Genomic DNA, 22,527 nt, shown 5'->3' with positions numbered 1-22,527 from the left:
ACCGGGCGGCGCGGTGGTGTCCCGACCCCTCCGCCCGTCACGGGACGCTCAGTCGCGGCCCTTCGTGAGGACGGCGCGCACCATGTCCACGAACAGCGCGTGGATGCGGTGGTCGCCGGTCAGCTCCGGATGGAACGACGTGGCGAGGACGTTACCCTGCCGCACGGCCACCGTGTGTCCACCGTACGTCGCCAGGACATCGGCCGAGGCGCCGACCGACTCGACCCACGGGGCCCGGATGAAGACGCCCTCCACGGGACCGCCGTCGATCCCGGCGACCTCGACGGCCGCCTCGAACGACTCGTTCTGCCGCCCGAAGGCGTTACGGCGCACGATCATGTCGATGCCGCCGAGCGTCTCCTGGTCCTCCCGGCCGTCCAGCAGCTTGTCCGCGACCATGATCATGCCGGCGCAGGTGCCGTAGACCGGCCGGCCCGCGCGGACGAACGCGCGCAGCGGCTCCAACATGCCGAACGAGACCGCCAGTTTGGACATGGTGGTGGACTCGCCGCCCGGGATGACCAGGCCGTCGACGTCGTCGAGTTCCTCGGGACGGCGTACCGGGCGCGCCTCGGAGCCGGCGTCCGCGAGCGCCTTCAGGTGCTCGCGGACGTCGCCCTGGAGCGCCAGCACACCGATGGTGGGAGTGGTGCTCATGTCGTCTCTGCGTCCTTACCAGCCGCGGTTGGCGTAGCGCTCGGCCTCGGGGAGGGTGTCGCAGTTGATGCCGACCATGGCCTCGCCCAGGTTGCGGGAGACCTCCGCGATGACCTTGGGGTCGTCGTAGAAGGTGGTGGCCTTGACGATCGCGGCGGCGCGCTTGGCCGGGTCGCCGGACTTGAAGATGCCGGAGCCGACGAAGACGCCCTCGGCGCCGAGCTGGCGCATCAGGGCGGCGTCGGCCGGGGTGGCGACGCCACCGGCGGAGAACAGCACGACCGGCAGCTTGCCGAGCTCGGCGACCTCCTTGACCAGCTCGAACGGGGCGCGCAGCTCCTTGGCGGCGGCGTACAGCTCGTTGTTGTCGCAGCCGCGCAGCTTGGCGATCTCGCCCTTGATCTGGCGCAGGTGACGGACCGCCTCGACGACGTTGCCGGTGCCGGCCTCGCCCTTGGAGCGGATCATCGCGGCGCCCTCGGCAATACGGCGCAGGGCCTCGCCCAGGTTGGTGGCACCACAGACGAACGGAGTGGTGAAGGCCCACTTGTCGGAGTGGTTGACCTCGTCGGCCGGGGTGAGGACCTCGGACTCGTCGATGTAGTCGACGCCGAGCGACTGGAGGACCTGGGCCTCGACGAAGTGGCCGATCCGGGACTTGGCCATGACCGGGATGGACACCGCGTTGATGATGCCGTCGATCATGTCGGGGTCGGACATACGGGCCACGCCGCCGTCCTTGCGGATGTCGGCCGGGACCCGTTCCAGGGCCATGACGGCGACCGCACCGGCGTCCTCGGCGATCTTCGCCTCTTCCGGCGTGACGACGTCCATGATCACGCCGCCCTTGAGCTGCTCGGCCATGCCGCGCTTGACGCGCGCGGTTCCGGTCTCGGGGTTCTGGGGCGTGGTGGGCGTGCTGGACACGATGACCTCACTCAGTGCGGGTGGTTGTGCTTCGCGCCCACACAACCGTTGGTGAGGTGCTCGGGGAAAGAGCCAATTACAGGTCAGTGGCTTGTGGCGTCGACCGTCACACCAACCGGAGGCACAAATTCCACCGTGCGGTCAGGCGCCGGCGGAACGGTCGTCCAGGATGGCCGGCGGCTGATCGTCCATCTCGAAGGCCATCGGAAACGGGGCGTGCCCCGCCAGCCGCAGATACCGCACCACCCGGTGGCGGCGCACCGCCCGCGCGGCCCGTACGGCGTCGTTGTGGAACCGCCGCGCCATCGGGACCCGCCGCACCGCGGCCGTCAGCTCCGCCACCGTGTGCTCCCCACCCGGGGCCTCCCGCACCGCCTCCAACTGCGCCTCGTCCTCGAAGACGGCCCGCAACGCCTGGCTGAGCTCGCTCTCCGCGACCTCCCGGTGGTCCTCCGACGCCTGCCGGGCCTCGTGCGCGGCCTGGTAGAGCACGATCGACGCGGCCGGATCCAACACCCCCGAGGTCCCCACCTCCTGCGCGACCGACGCCCGCCGCAACAACTGCGCGTCCAACGCCGCCCGCGCCGCGTCGATACGCGCGTGCAGCCGGTCCAACCGCCCCGCCGTCCAACTCAGATAGACCCCGACGAGGACGATGGCAACGGCGATCCAGATAAACGTGGTTGTCACGCGGGGTTACGTTACCCGTCCGCTGCGCTTGGCTTGCTGCCCACGTTGGTGGCTTTCCCGCCGTGGCGCCTGCGGCGGGCCGATCCGCTGCGCGGGACGGGTGGAGTTGTTGTCCGCTGCGCGGGGCTGTCGGGGTGCGGTGACGGGCCTCCGGGGGCGGCATGCCAGACTGCTTCGCTTTACGTCTGGCACACCACCCCCTCCGGCCCGTCCCCTCCCGTTGGGTGGGTGGAATTCTCTGAGATGGGGCTGGCCACTGTGGTCCGCTGACAGTCACCGCCCGGTTGCTTGGGCCACCTGTCCTCTTACGGTCACCACTCAGGCTCACACGTACCCGTCATCTGACGGCCACCACCCAACCCAACGGCCCGAGTTGACCCACCGGCAGAACGTGGCACCCACCGTTTTCACCCACCCCCAACGGGAGGGGACGGGCCGGAGGGGCGGGTGTGCCAGACGTAAAGCGAAGCAGTCTGGCATGCCCGCCCCGCAGGCCCGTCACCGCACCCCAAAAGCCCCGCGCAGCGGACACGTCGGCCCGCCCCGCGCAGCGGACCGGCAGCGGACAACAGGCCAGCGCCGCAAGGCGCTAAGAACAGCAACCCGCGCGGCGGGAAAGCCAACCACGTGGGAAGCCGAGCCAAAAACGTGGGAGGGCAGCCAACCGCTAGTCCCTCGTCAGCCAGCGTCGTGCCCTCGCCCCCACGCGCTCGTCCGTTGCCACCGCTGACGCGCCGGCGGCCACCGTTTCGTAGACGGCGAGGATGTCCGCGCCGACCGTCGTCCAGTCGAAGCGGCGGACGTGCTTCGTGCCGCGGGTGCGGAGTTCGGCCAGTCTTTCGGGGTGGTTGAGGAGGCGGATCGCCGTGGCGGCGAGCGCTTCGGCGTCCTCGTTGGCGAAGAGTTCGCCGGCCTCGCCCTGGTCCAGGACCTGGGCGAACGCGTCGAGGTCGCTGGCCAGTACGGGGGCGCCGGCGGACATCGCCTCCACGAGGATGATGCCGAAGGACTCGCCGCCCGTGTTGGGCGCGACGTAGACGTCCACGCTGCGCAGCAGGCGCGCCTTGTCCTCGTCGGAGACCATGCCGAGGAACTCGACCCGGGAGCGCAGTTCGGCGGGCAGGTCGGCGACCGCCTCGTGCTGGTCGCCGCGGCCGGCGACCAGCAGGCGGGCGTCGGGGACCGCGTCGAGGATCGCGGGCAGCGCCTTCATCAGGACCGGCAGGCCCTTGCGGGGCTCGTCGATCCGGCCGATGAAGCCGATGGTGCGGCCCTGCCACTCGGGGCGCGGTTCGGCCCGGCCGAAGAAGTCGACGTCCACGCCGTTGGGGATGACCACCGCGTCGCCGCCGAGGTGCTCGACCAGGGTGCGGCGGGCGTACTCGCTGACCGCGATCCGCGCGCTGATCTTCTCCAGCGCGGGCTGCAGGATCGGGTACGCGGCGATCATGGCGCGGGAGCGCGGGTTGGAGGTGTGGAACGTCGCCACGATCGGGCCCTGGGCGGCCCAGCAGGCGAGCAGGCCGAGGGACGGGGACGCCGGCTCGTGGATGTGGATGACGTCGAAGGCGCCGTTCTGCAGCCAGCGGCGGACCCGGGCGGCGGAGAGGAAGCCGAAGTTCAGGCGGGCCACCGAGCCGTTGTACGGGACGGGGACGGCGCGGCCGGCGGGGACGACGTAGGAGGGCAGCGGGGTCTCGTCGTCGGCGGGGGCCAGGACGGAGACGTCGTGGCCGAGGCGGATCAGGTGCTCGGCCAGGTCGCGGATGTGGAACTGGACGCCGCCGGGGACGTCCCAGGAGTACGGGCAGACGATGCCGATCTTCACGCGGGCTCCGTTCCGGGGGTGCCGCCGCGGGGCTCCAGGTCGGCGAGCCACAGGCGCTGGAGCATGTGCCAGTCCTCGGGGTGGTCGGCGATGCCGGAGGCGAAGGCGTCGGCGAGCGCCTGCGTCATGTGGGCGGCCTTCTCGGCGCGGGTGCCGTTCTCCGGTACGTCGACCTCCGGGTGGACCCGGCCGCGCATGATGGGGCTCTCGTCGTACCAGAGGGTGACGGGGAGCAGCATCGCACCGGTCTGGAGGGCGAGCATCGCGGGTCCGGCCGGCATCTTCGTCTGCTCGCCGAAGAACTTCACCGGTATCCCGGAGCTGGACAGGTCGCGGTCGGCGACCAGGCAGACCAGGCCGCCGGCGCGCAGCCGCCGGGCCAGCGTGCCGAACGCGGCGCCGCCGGTGTGCGGCAGCACCTCCATGCCCAGTCCCTCGCGGTAGGCGACGAACCGGTCGTAGAGCGACTCCGGCTTCAGGCGCTCGGCGACGGTGGTGAACGGGGTGTTGAGCTCGGTGGTGACCCAGACACCGGCCAGGTCGTAGTTGCCCATGTGGGGAAGCGCGAGGATCACCCCGCGGTCGCTCTTGAGGCCCTCCTCCAGGTAGTGCACGTCCTGGGGAGCGAAACCGGCCTTTATCCGCTCTGGGCTCCACGCCGGCAGCCGGAAGGACTCCATCCAGTACCGCATGTACGAGCGCATCCCGGCCCGGGAGAGCTCGGTCAGCCGCTCCGCGGAGGCGTCCGGCACGACCCGGGCGAGGTTGGCCTCCAGGCGCCGGACGCCCTTGCCGCGCCGCCGCCAGGCCAGGTCGGCGATCTGCCGCCCGAGCTGCACCGCGACGCCCTCGGGCAGCCGCTTGACGGTGCTCCAGCCCAGGCCGTAGAGCCCGTCCGTCAGCTTGTCGATGTCGATCAGGTTTCCGCGGCCCATCAGCCGTTCCCCCCTTGCGCGATGGCGTCGGCCTCGGCCGACTCTCGTCGTACCGTCACCACGCGCTGGCCGAGGGTGACGGCGCTGCCCGCGGCGACCACCCACAGGGCGATCGGCAGCAGAACCTGCACGCCGGGCACGCCGAACGCGTGCAGCCCGGACAGGCCGCAGGCGACCAGCGAGATCACCAGCCGCTCGGCCCGCTCCACCAGCCCGTTGACGGCCACCGGCAGCCCGATGGCCTCGCCGCGCGCCTTGGTGTACGAGACGACCTGGCCGCTGGCGAGGCAGAAGATGGCGACCGCGCAGAGCGCGAGGTTGTCGCCGCGCCCCGCGTACCAGAGCGCCAGCCCGCCGAAGATCGCGGAGTCCGCGACCCGGTCGAGGGTGGAGTCGAGGAAAGCGCCCCACCTGCTGGAGCGGCCCAACTGCCGCGCCATGTTCCCGTCGACCAGATCGGAGAAGACGAACAGCGTGATCACGACCGTGCCCCAGAAGAACTCGCCCTGGGGATAGAAGATCAGGGCGCCGGCCACCACACCGCCGGTCCCGACGAGGGTGACCGCGTCCGGGCTGACCCCGAGACGGATGAGCAGGGCGGCGAACGGAGTGAGAACACGCGTGAAGAACGCACGCGCGTACTTGTTCAGCATGACCTTCCCGGAAGTCGATATGGGCCGCGCGGTCAAGGGGCCACCGGCTGGCCCATCGTAGCCAGGACGCCGCGGGGCACCACGAAGGCATCGCGGCGCGGGGCGCTTCCCCGGGGCTCGGGCCGGCCGTCGCGCGCCGACCGGCACCCCCGCGGGACCAGGATGGCCGGGCGGCGCCTAGGGAGCGGCCGGCCCGCGCGCCATGTATGGACGCATCCTGAACCCGGTGGAAAGCTCGAATCACCGCAAAGTGTCGACCTGGAGGCGAGACACATGAGCGAGAAGTCGAGTACACACCCAGGAGCCGCCGGAAGGGCACCGGCGGCCGACCGGCCCGCAGCCCTGCGCAATGTGGTGCTGGTCGGCCACAGCGGCTCGGGGAAGACCACCCTGGTCGAGGCGCTCGCGCTGGCGTCCGGCGCGGTCAACCGGGCGGGCCGGGTCGAGGACGGCGGCTGTCTGTCCGACTACGACGAGATCGAACACCGCCAGCAGCGCTCGGTACAGCTCTCCCTCGTCCCGGTCGACTGGGGCGGAATCAAGATCAATCTGTTGGACACCCCCGGATACGCCGATTTCGTAGGGGAACTCAGGGCCGGTCTGCGCGCCGCGGACGCGGCCCTTTTCGTCGTCTCGGCGGCGGACGGCGTGGCCGGCGCGACCCGGATGGTGTGGGACGAGTGCGCGGCGGTCGGGATGCCGCGCGCCCTGGTCGTCACGCACCTGGAAGCCGCCCGCGCCGACTTCGACGAGATGACCCGGCGCTGCGCGGTCACCCTCGCCGGCGAGGACCCGGACGCCGTCCTCCCGCTCTACCTCCCGCTGTACGGCACCCCCGGCGCCGACGGGCACGCGCCCGTCCACGGCCTGATCGGCCTGCTCTCCCAACGGGTCTTCGACTACTCCTCGGGCGAACGCACCGAGCGCGCGCCCACCGACGAGGAGCTCCCGCTGATCGAGGCGGCCCGCAACCGGCTCATCGAGGGGATCATCGCCGAGAGCGAGGACGAGTCCCTCATGGACCGCTACCTCGCCGGCGAGGAGATCGACGTCAAGACCCTCATCGGCGACCTGGAGACCGCGGTGGCCCGGGGCTCCTTCCACCCCGTCCTGGCCGCCGCCCCGGCCGTCGACGGCGCCAAGCAGGGGCTGGGCACCGTGGAACTGCTGGAGCTGATCACCGGCGGCTTCCCCACCCCGTCGGAGCGCGAGGCCCCCGCCGTCACCGGCCCGGACGGCTCGCCCCGGGCGGGCCTGGGCTGCGACCCCGAGGGCCCGCTCGCCGCCGAGGTGGTCAAGACCTCGTCGGACCCGTACGTGGGCCGGCTCTCCCTGGTCCGGATCTTCTCCGGCACCCTCCGCCCCGACGAGACGGTGCACGTCTCCGGCCACGGCCTGACCGACCGCGGCCACGAGGACCACGACGTCGACGAGCGGGTCGGCGCGCTCTCCGCACCCTTCGGCAAGCAGCAGCGCCCGCTGCCCCAGGCCATCGCCGGTGACCTGGCCTGCGTGGCCAAGCTGACCCGCGCCGAGACCGGCGACACCCTCTCCGCCAAGGACTCCCCGCTGCTGATGGAGCCGTGGGAGATGCCCGACCCGCTGCTGCCGATCGCCATCCGGGCGCACAGCAAGGCCGACGAGGACAAGCTCTCCCAGGGGCTGGCCCGTCTGGTGGCCGAGGACCCGACGATGCGGCTGGAGCACAACCAGGACACCCACCAGGTGGTCCTGTGGTGCATGGGCGAGGCGCATGCCGACGTGGCGCTGGAGCGGCTGCGCTCCCGTTACGGCGTCCAGGTCGACACCGTGGACCACAAGGTGGCGCTGCGGGAGACGTTCGGCGGCGCCGCCGCGGGCCGCGGCCGGCACGTCAAACAGTCCGGTGGGCACGGCCAGTTCGCGATCTGCGAGATCGAGGTCGAGCCGCTGCCGGGCGGTTCCGGCATCGAGTTCGTGGACAAGGTCGTCGGCGGCGCGGTGCCCCGGCAGTTCATCCCCTCCGTGGAGAAGGGGGTGCGGGCCCAGGCCGCCCGCGGGATCGCCGCCGGCTATCCGCTCGTCGACATCCGGGTCACCCTGCTCGACGGCAAGTCCCACTCGGTCGACTCCTCCGACGCCGCGTTCCAGACGGCGGGGGCGCTGGCGCTGCGGGAGGCCGCAGCGCAGATCACGATCGCGCTCCTGGAACCGGTCGCCGACATCCGCGTCCTGGTGCCGGACGAGTACGTCGGCCCGGTGCTCAGCGACCTCTCCGGCCGCCGCGGGCGGGTGGTGGGCACCGAACAGTCCGGCGCCGGGCGCACGTTGGTCCGCGCCGAGGTGCCGGAGATCGAGGTCGACCGCTACGCCGTCGACCTGCGCTCGCTCTCGCACGGCACCGGCCGGTTCAGCCGCGGCTATCTGCGGCACGAGCCGATGCCCGGGCAGCTCGCCGCCAAGATGCGCGAACGGGTCGAGGTCGGCGCATAGTTAACGCCAGGTCAGCCGCCGTCCACAAGGGCCCTGTTGGGTCGGGGCGGCGGCTGTACGCTGGGACTCCTCGCCGCGACGGGCGTCGTGCGCCACCGTGCGAACCGGCCGGCGCGGCAGGTGTGCGCGCAAGCGCAGTCGGGTAGAGCGCATCAGCGGGTACGCGAGGGTGTGGGGGCGGTAGTGGCAGACGGCTTTGACTTCAGTCCGGGGGCGCAGGTCCCCATCTCGGGGGGCGCGGGACAGACCGCGGCGACCCAGGCGCTGGCCTCGGCCGCCTACCGGGACAGCCCGCTGTCGGACATTTCCAAGGCGGACTCCGACTCCGGTGCCTCCGACATCAAAAAGCCCAAACTGTCCCTGTTCGCGCCCAACTTGGGCGAGGCGTTCTCGCGCGCCGTCCAGGTGCGGATGCTCGGCGGCGGCCGCGGTCCGCTGATCCAGTCCTTCGGGACGGAGCCCCAGACGATCGTCGAGCACTGCCTGTCGGCCACCCGCATCCGCAAGCAGCGCGACACCCAGCTGACGGTCCTGATGGTGGTGTGCGGGCTGCTGTTCCTGCCCGGGGTGCTGCTCTGGCTGGGCGCCTTTCAGCTCCGCAAGATGTTCTCCAAGGACGGCGAGGGCAACGGCATCTCCCTGTTGGGCGGCACGCTGTTGGCACTGCTGGCCGCCGCCGGCCTGTTCTTCATGATCAAGCTGCCGTGGAACGGCTTCTGGCCGCTGTACGCCCGCGGCATGCTCGTCGCCCCGGTGGTGGGCTGGTGGCTGGCCAAGCAGATCTGCGAGCGGACCGCGGTGACCCTGCGGGAGGCGTGGAAGGGCCTGTTGGAGGGCGGCGGGGTCGCCGCGAAGATCCCCGAGGCGGTACCGCAGGACCCCAACCACACCTCCGCCGAGACCCTGCGGCACAACCTCGCCAAGGTCTCCGCCGAGCAGCGCAGCAACGTCGTCTTCTACGCCGGCCCCAAGGGCATACTCGGGATGGGCACCCGCTGGGGAAGCTGGCAGTTGGCCGAGGAGCTCCGGCCGGCCCAAGAGGGCACCGAGATCCACCCGTTCCGCAGTTGGGACGTCATCCGCGCGATCCACGACCGGCTGCGCCTGCTGGAGCGCAGTCCGCTGCACACCGGCGGTTTCCAGCAGCCGCCGTCCGTCCGCCACTGGATCGTCTCCCCGGTCGGCGAGAACGCCAAGGGCGTCTCCCGCCCCGACGGCAGCCACGTGGACGGCTACGAGATCCGCGGGCACGAGATAGAGCGGATCTGCAACGAGCAGCAGTTCGGCAGCGGCGACCGGCACTACCTCGGCGTCCAATTCGTGCTGTGGGACGGCCAGTTGGTGCTCACGCTGCTGATCACCGTCACCGTCCTGCACGAGACGCTGCGCATCGAGGTCAGCGGCCACGCCCTGGGCCCGGTCAACTCCCTCTTCATGGGCAAGCCGTCACCCAAGACCAAGCAGGTCGCCAAGGTCGTCCGGTTCTGGGAGACCAGGACCCAGACGCTGCCGCTGATCGAACCGTCCGAGGTGGTCCGGCTCGCCGCCCGCGCCCCGCTGACGTGGTTCCCCCCGGTACTGGACTTCCTCGGCGGCAAGTTGGGCCTCCCGGAGCCGTTCGGCCTGCGCCACGTCTGGGCCGACAAGCCCTGGCGCCACCGCTTCATGGCCGATGACGCGCTGCGCGCCGCGACCCCGGTCCTGCGGGCCGTGCACACCGCCGCGATGGGCGTCCTGCGGGAGCACGGCGTCGACACCGAGCGCTTCGACAACCGCTCGCTGGTGCTCAGCGGCATGGTCCAGGGCGCCGAGCCGAAGAAGGCCGACGAGTACAACGCGTAGGGCGGCACCCCGCACCCACGCGGACGGGCGCGCGCACGGCAGCAAAGCCGGGCGCGCGCCCGTCCGTTGTCCGCCCCGCTCCGTCGGCGGGCCGATGCCGAGCGGCTAGCGGAAGATCCCGGTGTGCCCCAGCGAGTACCGCCCCGGCTGCGGGTACACCGCCAGCCCGTGCGGCCCCTCCCCCACCCGGATCTTCGCCAACGTCTTCCCCGTCGCGGTGTCGAGCGCGTAGACCTCGGAGTTGTACCGCCCCGAGAGCCACAACACCTTGCCGTCCGACGAGACCCCGCCCATGTCGGGGCTGCCGCCGCCCTTGATGTGCCACTTGTCGACCAGGTCACCGCTCCTGAAGTCCAGCAGCGAGATGGAGCCCTCGCCCCGGTTGGAGACGTACATGGTGTGGGAGTCGCGACTGACGTAGAGGCCGTGCGCGCCCTTGCCGGTCGGCAGCAGCTTGGGCTTGCCGAAGGTGTCGCCGTTCAGGATCCACACGCCGTCGGCCATCATGTCGGCGACGTACCAGGTCCTGCCGTCCGGCGAGATCTTCACGTCCTGCGGCATCGCGCCCTCGAACGGCAGCTTCTGCTTCTCGACCACCTCCATCTTCGCGGTGTCGACCTTGAGTAGTTCCCCGGAGAACTCGCAGGAGACGATGAAGTACTTGCCGTCGGGCGAGAAGTCGGCGTGGTTGACGCCCGCGCAGTCGACCGGCAGGGTCTTGCGGATCTCCATGGTGTGCGGGTCCCGGAACACCAACTGCCGGTCCATGGACGCCATCACCACCGCGTACTTCCCGTCGGGCGTGAAGTAGAGGTTGTACGGGTCATGGACCTTCACCGGCTTGCCGGCCTTGCCGGTGGCCGGGTCGATCGGGGTGAGGTCGTGCCCCCGGTTGTTGTTGACCCACAGGGTCTTCATGTCCCAGGACGGCACCACGTGTTGCGGCTGCACGCCCACCGGGATCGTCTCGATGACCTTGTACGTCTTGGGGTCGATGACGCTGACCGTGTCGGAGCCGGTGTTGGGCACGTACACCCGCGACGGGAAGTCCTTGACGTGCGACGCCAGTTGGTTGGGCCGGTCCGCGGCGTACAGGTCGTGCGCGTCCAGCACCGGCGGCATGCCGGGCAGCCCCTGGACGACGGCCTTGTGGGGCGCGGCCGACGCGGGCCGCGCGGGGGCGGACTGCCCGCCGCCGCTGCACCCCGCCGCCAGGGCGCAGGCGGCGACCAGCAGCGCGGCGCGGCGGGTGGGGCGGGGGCCGGTCGGGCGGGGATGGGTACGGTTCCGGTCAGCCATCAGGTCACTAGCTCCGTTGTCGTCACCGCGCGCAGACCGCGCCGGCGGAGGCCGTCGAGGATCGGGGGCAGCGCGGCCACCGTGCCGGCGTGCCCGAGGTGGAGGCTGACGACCGAGCCCGGTCGGACGCCGTCGAGGACCGTGCGCTGGACGGCCCGGGCCCCGGGATCGTTCGCGTCGAGGGAGTCCACGTCGTACGACAGGACGTGCGGGTAGCCCGCCTTCCGGGCGAGCTGGATCACCTGCCGGGTGGCCCGTTGGGTCTGCGAGGGGCGGAACCAGCTACCGATGCTGCCGGTGAGCCTGCGCAACCGGTCGGCGCACTGGCTGATCTCGGCGTACGCGGCATCCGCGGGCAGCGCGCAGATGTTGCGGTGGTGCATGGTGTGATTGCCCAGCTCGTGGCCGCCGTCGAGGATCCGGCGGGCCATCTCGGGCTGCTCGTCGAGCCAGTCGCCGATGGCGAGGACGGTGACGCGGGCGCCGGCCCGCTCGGCCTCGCCCAGCAGCGCCCGCCCCAGCTTCGGGTCGCCGCGGCCGTGGAAGGTGAGGGCCACCGCGTGGCCCTCACGCGGCCCGTGTTCGATCTCCGCGGGGAGGCCGGGCGCGCGGGTCGGCGGCCGGGCGGCGGGGTGCGGGGCGGCGGGCCGGCCCGTCCCCTGGGAGCTCGGTCCGCCGGGGGCCGGTGCGGAGGCGGAGTCGTCCGCCGACCGCTTCGGGTCACAGCCCGTCGTGAGTGCGCCGGCGGCCGCGGCCGAGGCCGCCGCGCGCAGCACGGAACGACGATCTAGGGAAGTCACCACCCCATTAGAGGCGGAAGAATTCCCAATCGAGGCGATTTGTACGGTTTATCAGGGTGCGTGTCGCCCCGTTCACCGGGGTGCAACGCCTACGCCGGCCAGGCAGCGGCGAGCATCGCCCGGGTGTCGGCGAGGAGTTGCGGCAACACCTTGGTGTGCCCGACCACCGGCATGAAGTTGGTGTCGCCGCCCCAGCGGGGAACGACGTGCTGGTGGAGGTGGGCGGCGATACCGGCGCCCGCGACCGAGCCCTGGTTCATCCCGATGTTGAAGCCGTGCGCCCCGGACGCGGTGCGCAGCGCCGTCATCGCGCGCTTGGTGAAGTCCGCCAGCTCCGCCGTCTCCGCCTCGTCGAGGTCGGTGTAGTCGGCGACGTGCCGGAACGGGACGACCATGAGGTGCCCGCCGTTGTACGGGTAGAGGTTCAGCACCGCGTAGACCCGCTCCCCGCGGGCGATCACCAGACCGTCCTCGTCCGACTTCGCGGGAATGCTGCAGAACGGACAGCCGTCCCCGGCCCCCGGGCCGCTCGGCTTGTTCTCCCCCTGGATGTACGCCATCCGATGGGGAGTCCACAGGCGCTGGAACGCGTCCTGCGTCCCGACTCCGATCTGCTGTTCCGGCTCACTCGTCATGTTGCGAAGCATATTCTCCCGGGCCGGCCGGAGATGCGGCGAGGGGCGGTCCCCGTGGAACCGCCCCTCGTCACGTCGTGCGCGTCAGATCTGCGCGCGGCGCTCCACCACGTCCAGGAGCTTGGCCAGCGCCTCCTCCCTGGGGATGCCGTTCTCCTGCGAACCGTCGCGGTAGCGGAACGACACCGCACCGGCGGCCAGGTCGTCGTCACCGGCCAGGATCATGAACGGCACCTTGGCCTTCTGCGCGTTCCGGATCTTCTTCTGCATCCGGTCCGAGGAGGCGTCCACCTCCAGCCGCAGCCCCTTGGCCTTCGCCTCCTTGACGAAGTCCGCCAGGTACGGGACGTGCGCGTCGCCGATCGGGATGCAGGTGGCCTGCACCGGGGCCAGCCACGCCGGGAAGGCGCCCGCGTAGTGCTCCAGCAGCACCGCGAAGAACCGCTCGATCGAACCGAACAGCGCGCGGTGGATCATGACCGGCCGCTGCTTGCTGCCGTCCGCCGCGGTGTATTCGAGGTCGAAGCGCTCCGGCAGGTTGAAGTCGAGCTGGATCGTCGACATCTGCCAGGTGCGGCCGATCGCGTCCTTGGTCTGGACGGAGATCTTCGGGCCGTAGAAGGCGGCGCCGCCCGGGTCCGGGACCAGCGGGAGGCCCTGCTTGTCCGCGACCTGACGGAGGGTCTCGGTGGCCTCCTCCCAGACCTCGTCCGAGCCGACGAACTTCTCCGGGTCCTTGGTGGACAGCTCCAGGTAGAAGTCGTCCAGCCCGTAGTCGCGCAGCAGGTTGAGCACGAAGGTGAGCGTCCGGTCGAGCTCGTCGGCCATCTGCTCGCGGGTGCAGTAGATGTGCGCGTCGTCCTGCGTGAAGCCGCGGGCCCGGGTCAGGCCGTGCACCACGCCGGACTTCTCGTAGCGGTACACCGTCCCGAACTCGAAGAGGCGCAGCGGCAGTTCACGGTACGAGCGGCCGCGCGCATCGAAGATCAGGTTGTGCATCGGGCAGTTCATGGGCTTGAGGTAGTAGTCCACGCCCTCGTCGAGCTGCATGGGCGGGTACATGCCGTCGGCGTACCAGTCCAGGTGGCCCGAGGTCTCGAAGAGCTTCCCCTTCGTCGCGTGCGGGGTGTAGACGAACTCGTAGCCCTCTTCCTCGTGGCGGCGCCGCGAGTAGTCCTCCATCACCCGGCGGACGATGCCGCCCTTGGGGTGGAAGACGGCGAGGCCGGAGCCGATCTGCTCCGGGACGGAGAAGAGGTCCAGTTCGGCGCCCAGCTTGCGGTGGTCGCGCTTCTCGGCCTCGGCGAGGAAGTCCAGGTACGCCTTCAGCTCGTCCTTGGTCGGCCAGGCGGTGCCGTAGATGCGCTGGAGCTGCGGGTTCTTCTCGCTGCCGCGCCAGTAGGCGGCGGCCGACCGCATCAGCTTGAAGACCGGGATGTGCCGGGTGCTGGGCAGGTGCGGCCCGCGGCACAGGTCCTTCCAGCACAGCTCGCCGGTCTTGGCGTCGAGGTTGTCGTAGATGGTCAGTTCGCCGGCACCGACCTCGGCGGAGGCGCCCTCGGCGGCGTCCGCGGCGGAGCCCTTGAGGCCGATCAGCTCCAGCTTGTACGGCTCGTCCGCCAGCTCCTCGCGGGCCGCCTCATCGGACACCGCGCGGCGGGCGAACTTCTGGCCGCGCTTCTGGATCTCCTGCATCTTCTTCTCGATGCGCTTGAGATCGTCCGGGTGGAAGGGCTTCTCGACGTCGAAGTCGTAGTAGAAGCCGTCCTTGATCGGCGGGCCGATGCCCAGCTTGGCCTCGGGGAAGAGCTCCTGCACCGCCTGCGCCATCACGTGCGCGGCGGAGTGTCGCAGGATGTTCAGGCCGTCCTCGGAGGTGATCTCGACCGGCTCGACCTCGTCGCCGTCGGCCAGTGCGTAGGTGAGGTCCTTCAGCTCGCCGGCCACCCGCGCGGCCACGATGCTGCGCTCACCCTGGAAGAGGTCGGCGGCCGTAGTGCCCGTGGTCACCACGCGTTCTTCCCGCTCGGAATCGCGTTGGACGGTCACACGGACGTCTGACACCGGTCTCTCCTGACTCTTTACTCACGTCAGCGTTTGCTGCGCCCCCGAATCGTACCGAGCCACCGGACCGCACCGCGAAACGGTTATCGCGGCCCGCTCAGGCGTCCGCCGGCGACCCCTCGCACGCCGCGTCCGGGTCGTCGAAGACCGCGCCCCCGGAACCCGCGGTGCCCACCGGGTCGGTGGGGTCGTCCAGGAGCGCCTTCAGCAGCCGGTCCCGGTCGGCCGGGTCGACCGGGACCGGCGTGACGTCCCGGGCTCCGGTGATCCGTCGGAAACCGCCCCGGCTCTCCAGCCGGCCGCAGACCCGGACCGGCAGCCCGGCCAGATGCGCGTGCCCGGCGATCCGGTAGTCCTCCTCCCCCAGGGCCGCCCGCACCTGCCGCACGTCCGCGCCGGAGATCACCCGCAGCCGCACCGCCCCCGGGCCGTCCGGCTGTTCCCGGCGCAGCCGTACGACGGTGCCGGTGACCCGCACCGGCACCGACGGCTCGGCCCGGACGTAGCGCTGCGCGGCCTGTTGGAGGGCGGGCAGGTCGCCGGGCGAGAACTCGACGGGCTCGGGGCGGGCCGCGAACCCGGGCGGAGTGCCCGCCGCCGGCGACCACGCGAGGGCGATCCGCACCCCCTCCGCGCCCCGCACCAGCGCGATCAACGACTGCGCCAACTCGTGGCAGACGCCCAGCCCGACGGCGGCGTCGAACGCCTCCATGCCGCCGGTGGCCCGCTGGTAGTCGGTGGCGTCCCGGGCCGCGTGCAGCGCCCGTTGGAGCGCGGCGACCGCGCCCCGCCCGGCCGGTACGGGGACGAAGGCGGCCAGGTGCCGCCCGGCGGGCGCCGGGCCGATCAGCACCTGCCCGAGGAAGCCCTCGGCGCGGCGTTGGTGGCGGGCGCCGTAGAAGCCGGCCCGGGAATAACTGGCCAGCGCGCCGGCGGTCAGCATCGCCCGGGCCGCGCCGCGCAGTTGCTCCTGCGCCGCCCCGCGCGCCCCACCGGTGCCGCCGTCGGGGACCTCGCGCTCCCAGCGGACCTCGTCGCTGGGCACCGCGAGCCCGACCAGCACCTCGCGGGCCGAGGGGGTGCCGCTGCGCGCCAGCGCGGCCAGCGCCTCGGCGAGCAGCTCGGCGCTGTCCGGGAAACGGCGGTCGTGCGGCACCAGGAGGCTGGTGCCGCCCGCCCCACCCGGCGGGGTCCAGCGGGAATACGGGCCGGCCGCGCCGCCCCGGCGCCGCCAACCGTGCCGGGCCAACAGGGCGCCCAGCACTGCCGGGTCGAGCCGCGCGGGGTCCGGCGGCCGCGCGCCGTAGTCATCGGTCAGCCGGTCCATCAGGGTCTCCCTCCCGCCCCGACCCGCGTCATGATCTCGCGCAGCGCACGGTCGTCGAAGATCCGCGTGGTCGGGACCCGCACGGTGGTCCTGCGCCGGCCGGTCACCGGATGGCCGGCGAGGTTGATCCAGTAGCAGCAGTGCCGCAGTTCGAGGTGGTCGTGCCCGGCCCGCAGCCAGTCGTCCGGGTCCCGCGGGACCAGCATCACGACGAGGATCTTGTGCACCGCCACCGGGGTGCGGGCCAGCTTCACCAGGTGGTCGTTGTCGAGCGTGAAGGCAAAGGTGGGCCCCGGTGGTCGGGGGGCGATCTGGTAGGTGCACTTGAGCTGCACCTTGACGGTCACCTCGTCGTCGACGGTGTGGCCGGGCGCGGCGTGGCTGACGTGCCAGTCGATGCCGTTGTCCGGGAAGGGCTGCGCCAGCGAGCATCCGGAGGCGGCGGCGACCGCGTGCAGATAGCCCACTTGGAGCGTCTCCATGCAGGCCGTCGTGGCGAGTCCGCCGCGCTGCGGCGCGGTGGGGGGCGGGGGGTACCTGTCGCTGGTAGGGAACAGCCCGCCCGGTTCGGGCTGCGCGAGGGTCATCGCGGGTGCCTTCCGGGCTGTGCCGATCGTTGCGGGCGGGCGGCGGGGCCGGGGCCGGCGTACTGCACTGCCGGACCGCGCGGTGCGCGCCACCCGTCACCTTGGTTGTCTCCGCGTCAAGAGGGCCGCAAACAAGGGCGGTTCGAGCCGACTGCCAGTCGGGTATCACCAGCACGGGTGACGTGCACCGTCATCCCCCGTACGACCGCGAGGAGTTGGATGATGCCGCGCTGGTATGACGGTCCACTGGCCGCCTTTGACACCGAGACGACGGGCATCGACGTCGAGCGCGATCGCATCGTCTCCGCCGCCCTGGTGGTCCAGGAGACCCCGCGCGCCGCGCCGCGCGTCACCCGCTGGCTGATCAACCCCGGGGTGGAGATACCGGAGGCCGCGCAGGCCGTGCACGGCCTGACGGCCGACCACCTCGCGCTGCACGGCCGTTGGCCGGCGCCGGTGTTGGAGGAGGTGGCCCGCGCACTGGCCGCCCAGGCGGTGGCCGGCCGCCCCTTGGTGGTGATGAACGCCCCGTTCGATCTCACGCTCATGGAACGAGAGTTGAAGCGCCACCGCGCCAGCTCCCTGGCCACCTACCTGGCGGCGCAACCACTCCACGTCCTCGACCCCCGCGTCCTGGACAAGCACCTGGACCGCTACCGCAAGGGCCGCCGCACCCTCACCGACCTGTGCGCGCACTACGAGGTCGAGCTGACCGACGCCCACGAGGCGGCCGCGGACGCCATGGCCGCGCTCCGGGTGGTCCGGGAGGTGGGCCGGCGCTTCGCCGACCGGCTGGCGGAGCTGGAACCGGCCGAACTGCACACCCGGCAGGCGGTTTGGTACGCGGCCCAGGCCCGCGGCCTCCAGGCGTGGTTCGCCCGCACCGGCTCCCCCGAGGCCGTCGACCCGCACTGGCCGCTCCGCCCCGAACTCCCCGCCGCCGCCTGACTCCACCTCACCCAAGACCACGACGCCACGGCGGAAACGGCCACCGCGCCGCCCGCGAACGCACCACCTCAACGCAGAAAGCCGGGCCGCCTGTTGGCGGCCCGGCTCCCTGATCCCGGTGGGCGATACTGGGTTCGAACCAGTGACCTCTTCGGTGTGAACGAAGCGCTCTCCCACTGAGCTAATCGCCCGGGTTTCCGCGGGGTTTCCCCTGCGAACGACCTGAACAATACAGGCCGTCGCACCCTTCCATCAAATTCCTGTTCCGCCCCCTCACCCACGGGCCAGCCAGGCCGCCAACCCGCGCCGCCCGGCCCGCATCATCAGCGCGTGATTGACCCGGAAAAGCGGCCGCCCCAGCAACGCCCACCGCCGCAACGCCGGCTTGCGGACCTCCACGTCCTGCTCGAAGACCGCCCGGGTACCGCTCTCCCCCGGCACGACCGTCCACCGCGCCCAGCCGGCCAGATCCCCGCCCATCGCTATCTCCAACACCCCCGCCCCCGGGTCCCGCACGGTCTCCCGCACCACCACGGCCAGTTCGTACGGCAGGAAGGACCGGAACCGCGCGGCACCGCCGCCACCCTCCAGCGGAGCCACCGCCCGCACCTGCGGCCACCACCCGGGATAGCTCTCGGCCCGCCCCAGCACCGCATAGACCACGGTGGGCGGCGCACTCAACAGCCAGACATTGCGGAAGCGGTAGCGGTGCAGACGACGCGGACGACCGGGCGGGGCGGACATGATCCCAGTGTGCCCCCCCGGCGCTCGCACAGCGCCCAACAAACGCGACGGCCCGGAGACTTGGAGTCTCCGGGCCGTCGTCCGGGGTGGGCGATACTGGGTTCGAACCAGTGACCTCTTCGGTGTGAACGAAGCGCTCTCCCACTGAGCTAATCGCCCGGGCGCACCGCCAACATTACCGCACGTCGGGGGCGCCTCCGACCACTCCGACCACCCCGATGATCTTCGAGCGACCACCCCGGCCGACCGCCGCCCGCCCCGCACGAGGAAACACCCCCACCACACCCGGCACGCCGAGCCACCCAAGATCACCACGCGACGACCCGGCACCCATTACTCTGCGTATCCAAATCGTCAACACGCCACCAAGGTCACCTGGCCGAAACACCACCCAGGACGATCACGCAATCCGCCGTAAGAGGTACCAGAAGCCACCCAAAACCGTCAGAGGGGTTTACAACGGCACCGTAGGTGGCATGTCGATTTCGCCGACGTGCGAATCCCCGAGCGCACACTGAGCGAAAGGCCCTGGCGCTTATGAACACCACGGTCAGCTGCGAGCTGCACCTGCGCCTCGTTGTGTCGAGCGAGTCCTCACTGCCTGTACCCGCGGGCCTGCGGTATGACACGGCCGATCCGTATGCCGTGCATGCCACCTTCCATACCGGAGCCGAGGAAACGGTTGAGTGGGTCTTCGCCCGCGACCTCCTCGCCGAGGGCCTGCACCGGCCCACGGGCACCGGAGACGTCCGCGTTTGGCCGTCCCGGAGCCACGGGCAGGGCGTCGTCTGCATCGCCCTGAGCTCCCCGGAGGGGGAAGCCCTCTTGGAGGCCCCCGCGCGGGCGCTGGAATCGTTCCTGAAGCGGACCGACGCCGCCGTACCGCCCGGTACGGAGCATCGGCATTTCGATCTCGACACCGAGCTCTCCCACATCCTGGCGGAGAGCTGAGACGCAGCACGCACACCTATCGCATCCGCCCGCTCACACTTGCGACCGTCCAACTCGGGGAGACGGCGCAGGACCGACAAGTTCACACGGCACACTTTCGGCGCCGTCGCCGCGGAGCACCGCGGGGACGGCGCCGAAGCCCGTTCCAGGCGCTAGAGTCGGCGACCATTCGCCAACGACACCGGGGCGGCACCGGCCGACCCCACCCGGCCAGGGAGCGGAACCGTGCTGATCACCCATGACACCCGGTGCGCGCTGGACGCGGTCGTCGATCTGCTGAACACCGCACCCGAAGGCGAGTCCCCCGGCGCCCCGGACAGCCTGACCGGCCCCGCGGCCCTGCAGGACTTCGTCCGGCGCAACGCGATCAGTGACGTGGGCGCGCTGGGGCCGGGCGACCTGGCGGCCGTGCGGGCCGTGCGGGCGCGGTTCGCCGGGGTCTTCGCCGCCGACGACGACCGCACCGCGGCCGCGCGGCTGAACACGCTGGTCGCCTCGGCGGGCACCACCCCGCGGCTGACCGACCACGACGGCTACGACTGGCACGTGCACTACTTCGCGCCGGGCGCCTCCGTCGCCGACCACCTGGCCGCGGACGGCGGAATGGCGCTGGCCTTCATCCTCGTCGCCGGGGAGCGCGAGCGGCTGCGGCACTGCGAGGCCCCGGACTGCCGGCACGCCTTCGTGGACCTCTCCCGCAACCGCTCGCGGCGCTACTGCGACAGCCGGACCTGCGGGAACCGGCTGCACGTCGCGGCGTACCGCGCCCGGCGGCGGGAGGCGGCGAGCTGAGCGACCGCGGCACGACCGCCCGCCCATCGACAACGGGGTCCGTCCGACCCGCTCCGAACGCGCCCCTCGGCGTTCAGAGGATGTAGAGGTCGTGTACTGCGCCTAGGAGGAGCAGTAGGCCGATGATGGCGAGGAAGAGCATCAACGGCGGCTGGGACAGCGCGAAAAGACAACCGCGCGGTTCGGCGGACGGGGCGTCGTCTTGGGCGAGGGCGCACTCATCGTTCATCTCGTGCGCATCATCGCGCAGATGATCGTCCCGGAATCCCCAAAAACCCTGTCAGCAGCGGGAGTTCATCAAATCCCGTGCTTTTTCAGGATCGCTTCGATGTCCGAGAAGTCATCCTTGGGGGCCACGCCCGCGCCCGGGGCCGCGGCGGCCTTCTGGGCCTTGGGGGCCTTCTGGCCGGAGCCGAGGGAGGGCGCGGAGGCGGCCGGCGCCACCGCCGGAGCCCCTGAACCCGCCGCGGCCCGGCGCTCCTTGCGGCCCGTTATCCCGCGCCGCCGCTCCGCCAGCCTGCCGATCGCGAACAGCACCGCGGAGAGCGCGAGCACCCCGAAACCGACCCAGACCGTGGGCTTGAGGACGACGCTGGTGACCCAGTCGATGACGCCCGTCATCACCAGGCCGATCGGGATCAGGGCGAAGGCGGCGATCCGGGTCGCGGCCAGGAAGCGCCTGCGGTAGGCGGTCAGCGCGGCAATGCCCAGGCCCGCTGCCGATACCGCGGCACAGACTGTCGAGGTCAGCATCCGGTCCTCCTGCCGGTCGAGAGGGCGAGCGGTCCTTCCGCGCTCACCTCCATCCTGCCCTCTCGGACCCCTCGCCGGCCATGTTCCGACGACGACCTCAGGGAGATCTCGGGGTCGCCCTCCTCCGCAGGTCCGGGTTCCTGGCCAGGGCCGCGGGCTGGAACACTGGCCCCATGAACGACGCCGCCGTCTCCGGCCCCCACCATCCCGCCAGCCCCGCCCGCCCCGTCCTCGACGTGTGGTGCGACCTGCAGTGCCCGGACTGCGCCACCGCCCTGACCGACGTACGGGCGCTGCGCGAGCGCTTCGGCGACCGCCTGGAGATCCGGCTGCGCCACTTCCCGCTGGCCAAGCACAAGCACGCGTACGCGGCCGCCCAGGCAGCCGAGGAGGCCGTCGAGCAGGGCCAGGGCTGGCCGTACATCGAGGCGGTGCTGGCGCGGACCGAGGAGGTGGGCAAGCGCGGCGAGCAGGCGCTGCTGGACGTCGCCGGGGAACTCGGGCTGGACGCCGAGGAGATCGACACCGCACTGATCGACGGGCGGCACCTGCTGGTGGTGGACGCCGACCAGGCAGAGGGCAAGGCGATCGGGGTCACCGGCACCCCGACGTATGTGATCGGCGGCGAGCGGTTGGACGGCGGCAAGAGCCAGGGGGGCCTGCGGGCCCGGGTCGAGGAGCTCGTCGAGCGGCTGCTGGGCGGGCAGGACAGCGCGGCGGGCTGACGCGCCGCGCCCGGCGGCGCCGGAGCGGCCCGGGAGGGCGCCCCGGGCGCCGGTCAGAGGATCGGCTTCCAGAGCCGGTAGGCGGCCGTCCGGTAGCCGAGCGCGCGGTACAGGCCGAGCGCCGGGGCGTTGTCCGGGCGGACGTTGAGCGCCAGCGAGGAGCGCCCAGCGGCCAGGGTCTCGCGTTCGGCGACGAGCATCAGGCTGCGGCCGTGCCCCTCCCCGCGGCGCTCGGGCGCGACCCGCAGGTCCATGACGTAGCCACCGGGCTGCCCGGGGAGCCGCAGGGCGAGCCAGAGGGTGCCGACGTCGCTGCCCTCGTGGACGAGGACCCGGAGTACCTGGCCGGCGGTGGCCGCGCCCTCGGGGAGCAGGGCGTCGTGCCTGCCCGGAGAGATCTCCTCGGCGCGCTCGCGGGGCATCCCCTGGGCGGTCTCCTGCCGGACGTGCTCGGCGATCGCGGCGTCCCGCCAGGCCCCGAACTCGGCCTCAGCCAACGGGCGATCGGCGCTACCGTCCGGGAGCGGACCCGGGCGGCTCAGGGGCCGGGACATGATGCGGCTGCGTTCGGTGTAGTTGAGGGCGGCCGAGAGGCGCACCGCGGCCTCCGCCTCGGCGGGCACGGTCAGTTCGATCTGCCGGCAGCCCCAGCCGCGCAGCACCTCCTCGGCGGCCAGCGCGGCGACCGTGGCGCGGCCGCGGTGCCGGTCGGGGGCGTCGACGGTCAGGGCCTCGATCCGCCCGGCGGTCGGCCCGAACCGGGCGTCCGTGGCCAACTGGATCCCGCCGACCCGGCGGCTGTTGACGCAGATGTCGTAGGGGCGGGACCGGCGGCCGTCGTCGTGTCGTACCTCGGGGCCCGCGGGGCGCAGCGTAGTCGTCACGAGGACTTTCTACT

At 71.9% G+C, this 22,527-nt stretch carries 22 protein-coding genes and 2 tRNA genes; 6 read left to right on the top strand and 18 right to left on the bottom strand.

Annotated features, from left to right (window positions below; translation table 11 throughout):
- Nucleotides 1-48: 48 nt before the first annotated feature.
- The 6 genes from pdxT to pgsA form a co-directional block, all read right to left on the bottom strand.
- On the bottom strand, nt 49-657 hold the full coding sequence (pdxT, locus tag PV796_RS31610; protein ID WP_274917014.1) for a pyridoxal 5'-phosphate synthase glutaminase subunit PdxT: 609 nt from the start codon (nt 655-657) through the stop codon (nt 49-51).
- A gap of 15 nt (nt 658-672) precedes the next feature.
- Nucleotides 673-1,584 carry a pyridoxal 5'-phosphate synthase lyase subunit PdxS gene (gene pdxS, locus PV796_RS31605; protein WP_274917013.1) on the bottom strand — a complete coding sequence of 304 codons (912 nt, stop codon included), beginning with the start codon at nt 1,582-1,584 and terminating at the stop codon, nt 673-675.
- Nucleotides 1,585-1,725: 141 nt separating this feature from the next.
- Nucleotides 1,726-2,274 (bottom strand): hypothetical protein, encoded by a 549-nt coding sequence (locus PV796_RS31600; RefSeq protein WP_274917011.1) that lies wholly within the window; start codon nt 2,272-2,274, stop codon nt 1,726-1,728.
- Nucleotides 2,275-2,941: 667 nt separating this feature from the next.
- On the bottom strand, nt 2,942-4,102 hold the full coding sequence (locus PV796_RS31595; RefSeq protein WP_274917010.1) for a glycosyltransferase family 4 protein: 1,161 nt from the start codon (nt 4,100-4,102) through the stop codon (nt 2,942-2,944).
- The gene (locus PV796_RS31590) at nt 4,099-5,037 is read right to left on the bottom strand and encodes a phosphatidylinositol mannoside acyltransferase (protein ID WP_274917009.1); all 939 of its coding nucleotides are present in this window, start codon (nt 5,035-5,037) and stop codon (nt 4,099-4,101) included. The genes PV796_RS31595 and PV796_RS31590 overlap by 4 nt, the downstream gene beginning before the upstream one ends.
- Nucleotides 5,037-5,690, bottom strand: coding sequence for a phosphatidylinositol phosphate synthase (pgsA, locus tag PV796_RS31585; RefSeq protein ID WP_274917008.1), 654 nt, complete (start codon nt 5,688-5,690; stop codon nt 5,037-5,039). Before pgsA ends, PV796_RS31590 begins: the two co-directional genes overlap by 1 nt.
- Nucleotides 5,691-5,963: 273 nt before the next feature.
- Here pgsA and PV796_RS31580 point away from each other — a divergent pair, with 273 nt between their 5' ends.
- Both PV796_RS31580 and PV796_RS31575 read left to right on the top strand, forming a co-directional pair.
- Nucleotides 5,964-8,162 carry an elongation factor G-like protein EF-G2 gene (locus PV796_RS31580; protein WP_274917007.1) on the top strand — a complete coding sequence of 733 codons (2,199 nt, stop codon included), beginning with the start codon at nt 5,964-5,966 and terminating at the stop codon, nt 8,160-8,162.
- A gap of 183 nt (nt 8,163-8,345) precedes the next feature.
- Complete coding sequence (locus PV796_RS31575) at nt 8,346-10,004, top strand: hypothetical protein (protein ID WP_274917006.1); 1,659 nt, start codon at nt 8,346-8,348, stop codon at nt 10,002-10,004.
- A 105-nt stretch (nt 10,005-10,109) separates the two neighbouring features.
- Here the strand turns inward: PV796_RS31575 and PV796_RS31570 are convergent, their stop codons facing one another.
- The 6 genes from PV796_RS31570 to PV796_RS31545 all read right to left on the bottom strand — a co-directional run bounded on the left by PV796_RS31570 (nt 10,110) and on the right by PV796_RS31545 (nt 16,716).
- A complete protein-coding gene (locus tag PV796_RS31570; RefSeq protein WP_274917005.1) occupies nt 10,110-11,303 on the bottom strand; it encodes a YVTN family beta-propeller repeat protein in 1,194 nt (397 codons plus the stop codon).
- Nucleotides 11,303-12,103, bottom strand: coding sequence for a polysaccharide deacetylase family protein (locus PV796_RS31565; RefSeq protein WP_274917004.1), 801 nt, complete (start codon nt 12,101-12,103; stop codon nt 11,303-11,305). Before PV796_RS31565 ends, PV796_RS31570 begins: the two co-directional genes overlap by 1 nt.
- Before the next feature lie 89 nt (nt 12,104-12,192).
- Complete coding sequence (locus PV796_RS31560) at nt 12,193-12,750, bottom strand: HIT family protein (protein WP_274917003.1); 558 nt, start codon at nt 12,748-12,750, stop codon at nt 12,193-12,195.
- Nucleotides 12,751-12,822: 72 nt separating this feature from the next.
- Complete coding sequence (thrS, locus tag PV796_RS31555) at nt 12,823-14,802, bottom strand: threonine--tRNA ligase (RefSeq protein WP_274917001.1); 1,980 nt, start codon at nt 14,800-14,802, stop codon at nt 12,823-12,825.
- Nucleotides 14,803-14,899: 97 nt separating this feature from the next.
- Nucleotides 14,900-16,129 (bottom strand): hypothetical protein, encoded by a 1,230-nt coding sequence (locus PV796_RS31550; protein WP_274916999.1) that lies wholly within the window; start codon nt 16,127-16,129, stop codon nt 14,900-14,902.
- A complete protein-coding gene (locus PV796_RS31545; protein ID WP_274916998.1) occupies nt 16,129-16,716 on the bottom strand; it encodes a DUF4365 domain-containing protein in 588 nt (195 codons plus the stop codon). Before PV796_RS31545 ends, PV796_RS31550 begins: the two co-directional genes overlap by 1 nt.
- Before the next feature lie 222 nt (nt 16,717-16,938).
- Between PV796_RS31545 and PV796_RS31540 the strand changes: the two genes are divergently transcribed.
- Nucleotides 16,939-17,664, top strand: a complete 726-nt coding sequence (locus PV796_RS31540; RefSeq protein WP_274916997.1) for an exonuclease domain-containing protein — start codon at nt 16,939-16,941, stop codon at nt 17,662-17,664.
- Between the two features lie 119 nt (nt 17,665-17,783).
- On the opposite strand, the gene PV796_RS31535 is transcribed toward PV796_RS31540, so the two are convergent.
- The 3 genes from PV796_RS31535 to PV796_RS31525 form a co-directional block, all read right to left on the bottom strand.
- Nucleotides 17,784-17,855: transfer RNA gene (locus PV796_RS31535), tRNA-Val, on the bottom strand.
- Nucleotides 17,856-17,937: 82 nt separating this feature from the next.
- A complete protein-coding gene (locus tag PV796_RS31530) occupies nt 17,938-18,408 on the bottom strand; it encodes an SRPBCC family protein (RefSeq protein WP_274916996.1) in 471 nt (156 codons plus the stop codon).
- Nucleotides 18,409-18,495: 87 nt separating this feature from the next.
- A tRNA-Val gene (locus PV796_RS31525) sits at nt 18,496-18,567 on the bottom strand.
- A 378-nt stretch (nt 18,568-18,945) separates the two neighbouring features.
- On the opposite strand from PV796_RS31525, the gene PV796_RS31520 reads away from it, so the two are divergent.
- Entirely contained in the window at nt 18,946-19,359 is a 414-nt protein-coding gene (locus PV796_RS31520; RefSeq protein WP_003959770.1) for an SsgA family sporulation/cell division regulator, read from the top strand.
- A 225-nt stretch (nt 19,360-19,584) separates the two neighbouring features.
- Nucleotides 19,585-20,151, top strand: coding sequence for a CGNR zinc finger domain-containing protein (locus PV796_RS31515; RefSeq protein ID WP_274916980.1), 567 nt, complete (start codon nt 19,585-19,587; stop codon nt 20,149-20,151).
- A gap of 73 nt (nt 20,152-20,224) precedes the next feature.
- Here the strand turns inward: PV796_RS31515 and PV796_RS31510 are convergent, their stop codons facing one another.
- Nucleotides 20,225-20,380: a hypothetical protein gene (locus PV796_RS31510; protein ID WP_274916978.1), complete on the bottom strand. Its 156-nt coding sequence runs from the start codon at nt 20,378-20,380 to the stop codon at nt 20,225-20,227.
- A gap of 68 nt (nt 20,381-20,448) precedes the next feature.
- The gene (locus PV796_RS31505; RefSeq protein WP_274916976.1) at nt 20,449-20,904 is read right to left on the bottom strand and encodes a hypothetical protein; all 456 of its coding nucleotides are present in this window, start codon (nt 20,902-20,904) and stop codon (nt 20,449-20,451) included.
- Nucleotides 20,905-21,077: 173 nt separating this feature from the next.
- Between PV796_RS31505 and PV796_RS31500 the strand changes: the two genes are divergently transcribed.
- Complete coding sequence (locus PV796_RS31500) at nt 21,078-21,629, top strand: DsbA family protein (RefSeq protein ID WP_274916975.1); 552 nt, start codon at nt 21,078-21,080, stop codon at nt 21,627-21,629.
- Nucleotides 21,630-21,682: 53 nt separating this feature from the next.
- On the opposite strand, the gene PV796_RS31495 is transcribed toward PV796_RS31500, so the two are convergent.
- Entirely contained in the window at nt 21,683-22,513 is an 831-nt protein-coding gene (locus PV796_RS31495) for a GNAT family N-acetyltransferase (RefSeq protein ID WP_274916974.1), read from the bottom strand.
- Nucleotides 22,514-22,527: the final 14 nt, after the last annotated feature.

The sequence above is a fragment of the Streptomyces sp. WZ-12 genome (genome assembly GCF_028898845.1).
GTDB lineage: Bacteria > Actinomycetota > Actinomycetes > Streptomycetales > Streptomycetaceae > Streptomyces.
The sequence above is the reverse complement of the archived record's forward strand: the minus strand, read 5'-3'. Positions and strand labels throughout refer to the sequence as shown.